Origin of the sequence: Rhodococcus sp. CX (assembly GCF_015865005.1) — a bacterium.
Classification (GTDB): Bacteria; Actinomycetota; Actinomycetes; order Mycobacteriales; family Mycobacteriaceae; genus Rhodococcus.
The window spans coordinates 2511-7830 of the sequence record NZ_JADZGH010000061.1 but is presented as its reverse complement, the minus strand read 5'-3'; the positions used below and the strand labels follow the sequence as shown (position 1 = coordinate 7830).

The window sequence follows — 5320 nt, the reverse complement described above, 5'->3', positions numbered from 1 at the left end:
CGGCATGGTGATGGCGAAGGTGTACCGGCAGGGACCGGAGTGGAAGCTGCAGGCGATCGGCGAGGGCATCCAGGCCAAGCATCCGGGTGAGGCCGCGCCGCAACTCGGCCGGTTCCTGGCGACGTAACCGATGGCCGTCGAGTTCCGGGCGGGGCAGAACGCCCCGCTCGCGACGCCGTCGGTCCGCTTCACGGCGACCGCGTCGGTCCCGATGGATCTGTGTGCCCTCGTCGTCGACACCCACCTGCAGGTGGCGTCGTCGCAGGACGTCGTATTCTACAACCAGCCGCAGACCGCGGGTGTCCGGCTCGACGGTGACGCACTCGTCGTCGAACCGGGGCGGTTGCGGCCGGACGCCGACAGGGTGCTGTGTGCCCTCGGCACCGAGCAGGTCACCCCGGTGGACACCACCCTCACCGATACTGCGGGCACGCCGCTGGCGACGTTCCGCATCGAACCGGTCGCCGGAGAGACGGCGCTGCTGTGCTGGGAGATCTACCGGCGCGGCGGCGACTGGAAGATCCGCGCGCTCGGGCAGGGCTATGCGGGTGGCCTGGCCGAGTTGTTCACCGCGCACGGCGTCGAGGTCGACGATCCCGAGCCGGCCACCCCGCCCGCGCCGCAGGAAGTGCCGCCCCTCGAAACCGGGGCGACGTGCGTTCGGATGTGGCAGATCTTCGAGGACGCCTCCCGGTCGGCCGCGGCATACGTCTCGGCGCACGAGTACGCGCATCACCGGCTGGACGAGGAACTGTCCGCCGCGGTCGCCGATCCCTCGGCCCGCACAGGTGACGCCGCCGAGCAGGCCCGGGCCCGGGCGCATCGGCGCTGTGACGAGCTGATCGCCGCGGCCGAGGTCCGCTACACCGACGATTCCGAGCAGCTGATCTCCGAGCTGGCTGCGCTCGAAGGGGCGCTACCGGCGGCGCTCGCCTCGTGGGATGCACCCGCGTGGCGGCGGCCGGGTGAGGCCGCGGACGGCGTGCGGATCGGCGAGGTCACGGCACCCGACCGCGGACCGTTGCGGGTGCCGTTCTGTGTCCCCGTGCCGCTGGGGCGGCCGTTGTGGGTGGACGGTGACGCCGAGGCCGCGGCCCCGGTGGCGTCGGCGCTCGCGCTCCGGCTGCTCGCATCGCGGCCGGGTTCCCTCCTCCACGTCGTCGATCCGGCGGGTGCGATGCGGCAGCTCACCGACCTCGCCGGCTCGCTCCTGGCCGGTCCGCCGATCCACGAGGTCGCGGGTGTCCGTGCGAAGCTGGAGGGTCTCGCCGACGCCGCGGACCTGGATGCGCTGGCCGCGTCCGCGGGCGACGCGCACCACCCCCAACCGCGGGTGCTGGTGGTCTCCGGTCTTCCACACGGATACGGCAGCGACGACCTCCTACACCTGGTCCGCCTGGCGCGACTCGCTGCCGCACAACAGATTTCGCTTGTCATGACGGGCACGGAGGACGAGGGCGTCGACAGCCCGGCGTATCGGATCCTCGCCGAGGCCGCCCAGCACGTCCCCTCGGACGAAGGCCGATTCGTCGATCCGTGGACCCGGACCGACTGGCAGTTCGTGTCCGACACCGGGCCGTCGGATCCGGAACGGATCCGGGCCGTGGTGCGGTCGCTGGAATGCCGCCGGCAAGAGATATAGGTCTTCCCTAACGGTTCGTGCGGCGCCCCGTCTTTGTGGTCGAGGCCACCGTGATGGTCGACTGGGCTGTGCGGGCCCGGCCGGGTTCGTGACAAATCACGGGGACCGGGAGCTTCCTTTGTCAGGTGGACTGCTGTCGAGTGGGCTGCATCTTCCCAATCGCATTCGGCACTTCGCGGCCGAGCGCCCGAACCGTTCCGCGTTGACCGCCGGCGGGACGACCCTGACGTACCGCGAGTTCGACGAGTACACGAACAAGGTCGGCTCGGCGCTCGCCGCGATCGGGTCCGCGTCGGGGCGCGTCGGAGCGCTGCTGCGCATGAGCCTGCCCGGCGCTGCCATGTTCGTCGGGTGCGCGAAGGCCGGCCTGGTGTTCACCCCGCTGAACTGGCGGCTGACGCCGGACGAGGCCGCCGCCATCGCCGAGGACGCACAGCTGGGCATCCTCGTCGTCGACGCCGACTTCGCCGACGCCGCCCGGGCGGTCGCGCGCGTGCTGCCCGACGTGCACATCGTCGTCGTCGGTGACCCCTCGGTCGTTCCGGGCGCACAGTCCTGGGAGCAGTTCGTCGAATCCGGCGACGGAATCGACCCCGGATTCGGCGACGACCCGGAGTGCGAAGCACTGCAGCTCTACACCTCCGGCACGACCGGCCGCCCCAAAGGCGTTGTGTCCGTGCACCGCAACCTCTACAACGTGCCCGAGAACTTCGAGCTCTACGAGTTCGGCGACGACTCCGTGTCGCTGAATGCGCTGCCGCTGTTCCACATCGCGGGCGCCGGATGGATGAGCACGAGCCTGTCCGCAGGACTGCACCTGGTACTGCTCGGCGAGATGCGTCCGGCGCTGGTCGCCGAGGCGATCTCCGAATACGGCGTCACCCACGCGTTCCTCGTCCCGTCCGCGATCGGCATGCTGCTCGAGATGCCGAATCTCGCGGACTACGACCTGTCGAGCCTGCACCTCGTCGCGTACGGCGCATCCCCGATCACGCCGGCACAGCTCGCCCGCGCGATGGACACCCTGGGTTGCCGGTTCGTCCAGCGCTACGGGATGACCGAAACCACCGGTGCGCTCACCGCCCTGCGCGCCGACGACCACGATCCGCACGGTCCCCGCTCCTACCTGCTGCGTTCGGCCGGTACCGCGCTGCCCGGGGTCGACGTGCAGATCCGGGACATCGCCACGGGGGAGATCCTGCCGATCGGAGCGACCGGTGAGATCGTCTGCCGCTCGCGCAACAACACCGTCGGATACTGGCGGCGGGACGCCGAGAACGCCGAATTGTTCACCGAAGACGGCTTTCTGCGTACCGGGGACGCCGGCCATCTCGACGAGCACGGCTATCTGTTCGTCACCGACCGCGTGAAGGACATGATCATCACCGGCGGGGAGAACGTGTACCCGATCGAGGTCGAATCCGTTCTGGCCGAACATCCTTCGGTTGCGGAGGTCGCCGTCGTCGGTCTGCCCGACGACAAGTGGGGCGAGGCCGTCACCGCCGTCGTCCGCATCGCCGAGGGCGCCCCCGTCCCCACCGAGGCGGAACTGCTGCAGTTCACCGTCGAACGCCTCGCCTCCTACAAAAAGCCGCAGCACATCCATTTCGTGCCGGAACTGCCGCGGAACGCGAGCGGCAAGATCCTCAAGCGCACCCTGCGCAGCACTTTGGGTACGCGCGTCCCCGGAGCGCAACCATGAGCGTCACCGACGACATCGGCGTGCTGCAGCGCGAGGCGTGGGCGGCCGGAATCCTTCCGCCCGTCGAGCAGGTCCGGGACGGCCTGTGGTCGATTCCCGTTCCCATGCCCCGCAATCCGCTGCGGTACGTCCTCGTCTACGCCTTTGCGATCGACGACGGTCTCGCCCTCGTCGATGTCGGCATGGACACCGAGGAATCGTGGAACGCCCTGGTCGACGGCATCGTCGAAACCGGTCACCACATCTCCGACGTCCGCTATGCCGCGATCACCCATCTGCATCCGGATCATTTCGGTCTGGCTCCGCGCCTGCGCGAGACGACCGGTGCCGTCCTCGCGATGCACGCTGCCGAAGCCGCGGCGCTCGGACACTTCACCCCGGCCGATGTCGCTGCGGAAGCCGAGGCGTGGCGGGTGGACATGACCGAACTCGGCGCACCTGACGAGGTCGCCGAGGCACCGCGCTTCGAGATCGTCCGGTTCCCGGCCGGTGAGTCCGCCGACGTCGTGCTGTCCGGCGGGGACCGGCTCGACCTGCCCGGATGGAACATCGAAGCGGTCTGGACGCCGGGCCACACCCCCGGCCACCTGGCGTTCCTGGACCGCGACCACGATCTGCTGTTCAGCGGCGACCACATGCTGCCGCGGATCAGCCCGAACATCTCGTCCGGTCCCGGCGAGCTGGAGAATCCGCTCCACCGCTACCTGCTGTCGCTGCACGCGACCACCGCGCTGCCGGAATGCGAGGTGCTGCCCGCCCACGAGTACCGGTTCCGCGGTGTCGCCGACCGCGCGCGCCGGCTGATGGCACACCACGACGAGCGGCTCGACGAGATCCGTTCGGCCGTCGACGCGCACCCGGAATCCACCGCGTGGGAGGTCACGACGCGCATCACGTGGTCGCGACCGGTCGACGTGATGTCCCCCCGCCTGCGGCGTCTCGCCGTCCGGGAAACGCAGGCGCACCTCATCGTTCTCGCCGACCGCGGTGAGATCCGTTCCGACGGCGGGGTTCCCGCACGATGGTCACTCGTCCACACAGACACGAAGGAAATCTGACATGAGCGTTGTCCTGACCGAATTCTCCGACGGTGTAGCCGTTTTCACGCTGAACCGGCCCGAAGCGAAGAACGCCGTCGACCTGGAGGTCTCGAAGGCGCTCGCCGCCGCGATCGACGAGTTCGAAGCTCGCCCGGACCTGACCATCGGCATCCTCACCGGTGCCGGCGGAACGTTCTGCGCCGGAATGGATCTGAAGGCGTTCGCTCGCGGTGAGCGTCCGTCGATCCCGGGTCGCGGTTTCGGTGGTCTCACCGAGGCACCCCCGACCAAGCCGCTGATCGCTGCCGTCGAGGGGTGGGCGCTGGCCGGTGGCTGCGAGCTCGCCCTGTCCGCCGACCTGATCGTCGCCTCCCGTGAGGCGAAGTTCGGAATCCCCGAGGTCAAGCGCGGTCTGGCGGCCGCCGCGGGTGGCCTGCTGCGCCTGCCGAAGATCCTCCCCTACCCGCTGGCCATGGAGATGGCGATCACCGGCGATCCGCTCACGGCAGAGGTCGCCCACCAGCACGGCCTCGTCAACCGACTCACCGAACCGGGCGAGGCCCTGGCCGTGGCGAAGGAACTCGCCGCGCGCGTCGCCGCGAACGGACCGCTCGCCGTGCGCGCCACCAAGCAGGTCGTGGCGATGTCCGCCAATTACACCGACCCCGACGCGTTCGTCGCGCAGCGCAAGTTCATCGAGCCGGTCTTCGCCTCCGCCGACGCCCAGGAAGGTGCCCGCGCGTTCGCCGAGAAGCGTGCACCCGTCTGGAAGGGCGAGTGAGTTTGCCCGGCATCGCGGTGGAGCGGGACGGCGCGGTCGCGACCGTCACGCTCCACCGTCCCGATCGCAAGAACGCGATGACGCTCGACTCGTGGACCGCGCTGCGGGATGCCTTCCACGAGCTTCAGCGCGACGACTCGGTGAGGGCGGTCGTC

General features: G+C 69.8%; 6 protein-coding genes. All 6 read left to right on the top strand.

The window, feature by feature from the left end:
• A partial coding sequence (locus tag I0Q12_RS32105) for a TerD family protein (protein ID WP_231610111.1) occupies positions 1–127 on the top strand: 127 nt, incomplete at its 5' end.
• 3 nt (positions 128–130) lie between these two features.
• Positions 131–1642, top strand: a complete 1512-nt coding sequence (locus I0Q12_RS05995; protein WP_197251070.1) for a TerD family protein — start codon at positions 131–133, stop codon at positions 1640–1642.
• Positions 1643–1730: 88 nt separating this feature from the next.
• Positions 1731–3344, top strand: a complete 1614-nt coding sequence (locus I0Q12_RS05990; RefSeq protein WP_374068591.1) for an AMP-binding protein — start codon at positions 1731–1733, stop codon at positions 3342–3344.
• Complete coding sequence (locus tag I0Q12_RS05985) at positions 3341–4402, top strand: MBL fold metallo-hydrolase (RefSeq protein WP_197251069.1); 1062 nt, start codon at positions 3341–3343, stop codon at positions 4400–4402. Before I0Q12_RS05990 ends, I0Q12_RS05985 begins: the two co-directional genes overlap by 4 nt.
• A gap of 1 nt (position 4403) precedes the next feature.
• Complete coding sequence (locus I0Q12_RS05980) at positions 4404–5165, top strand: crotonase/enoyl-CoA hydratase family protein (RefSeq protein WP_197251068.1); 762 nt, start codon at positions 4404–4406, stop codon at positions 5163–5165.
• Positions 5150–5320 (top strand): enoyl-CoA hydratase-related protein (locus tag I0Q12_RS32100; RefSeq protein WP_231610109.1); only part of this gene is annotated, 171 nt, incomplete at its 3' end. The genes I0Q12_RS05980 and I0Q12_RS32100, both read left to right, overlap by 16 nt.

Excerpts from the sequence above, each read along its gene's own strand:
- I0Q12_RS05980 (WP_197251068.1), top strand. The coding sequence starts at position 4,404 with ATGAGCGTTGTCCTGACCGAATTCTCCGACGGTGTAGCCGTTTTCACG.
- I0Q12_RS05985 (WP_197251069.1), top strand. The coding sequence starts at position 3,341 with ATGAGCGTCACCGACGACATCGGCGTGCTGCAGCGCGAGGCGTGGGCG.
- I0Q12_RS05995 (WP_197251070.1), top strand. The coding sequence starts at position 131 with ATGGCCGTCGAGTTCCGGGCGGGGCAGAACGCCCCGCTCGCGACGCCG.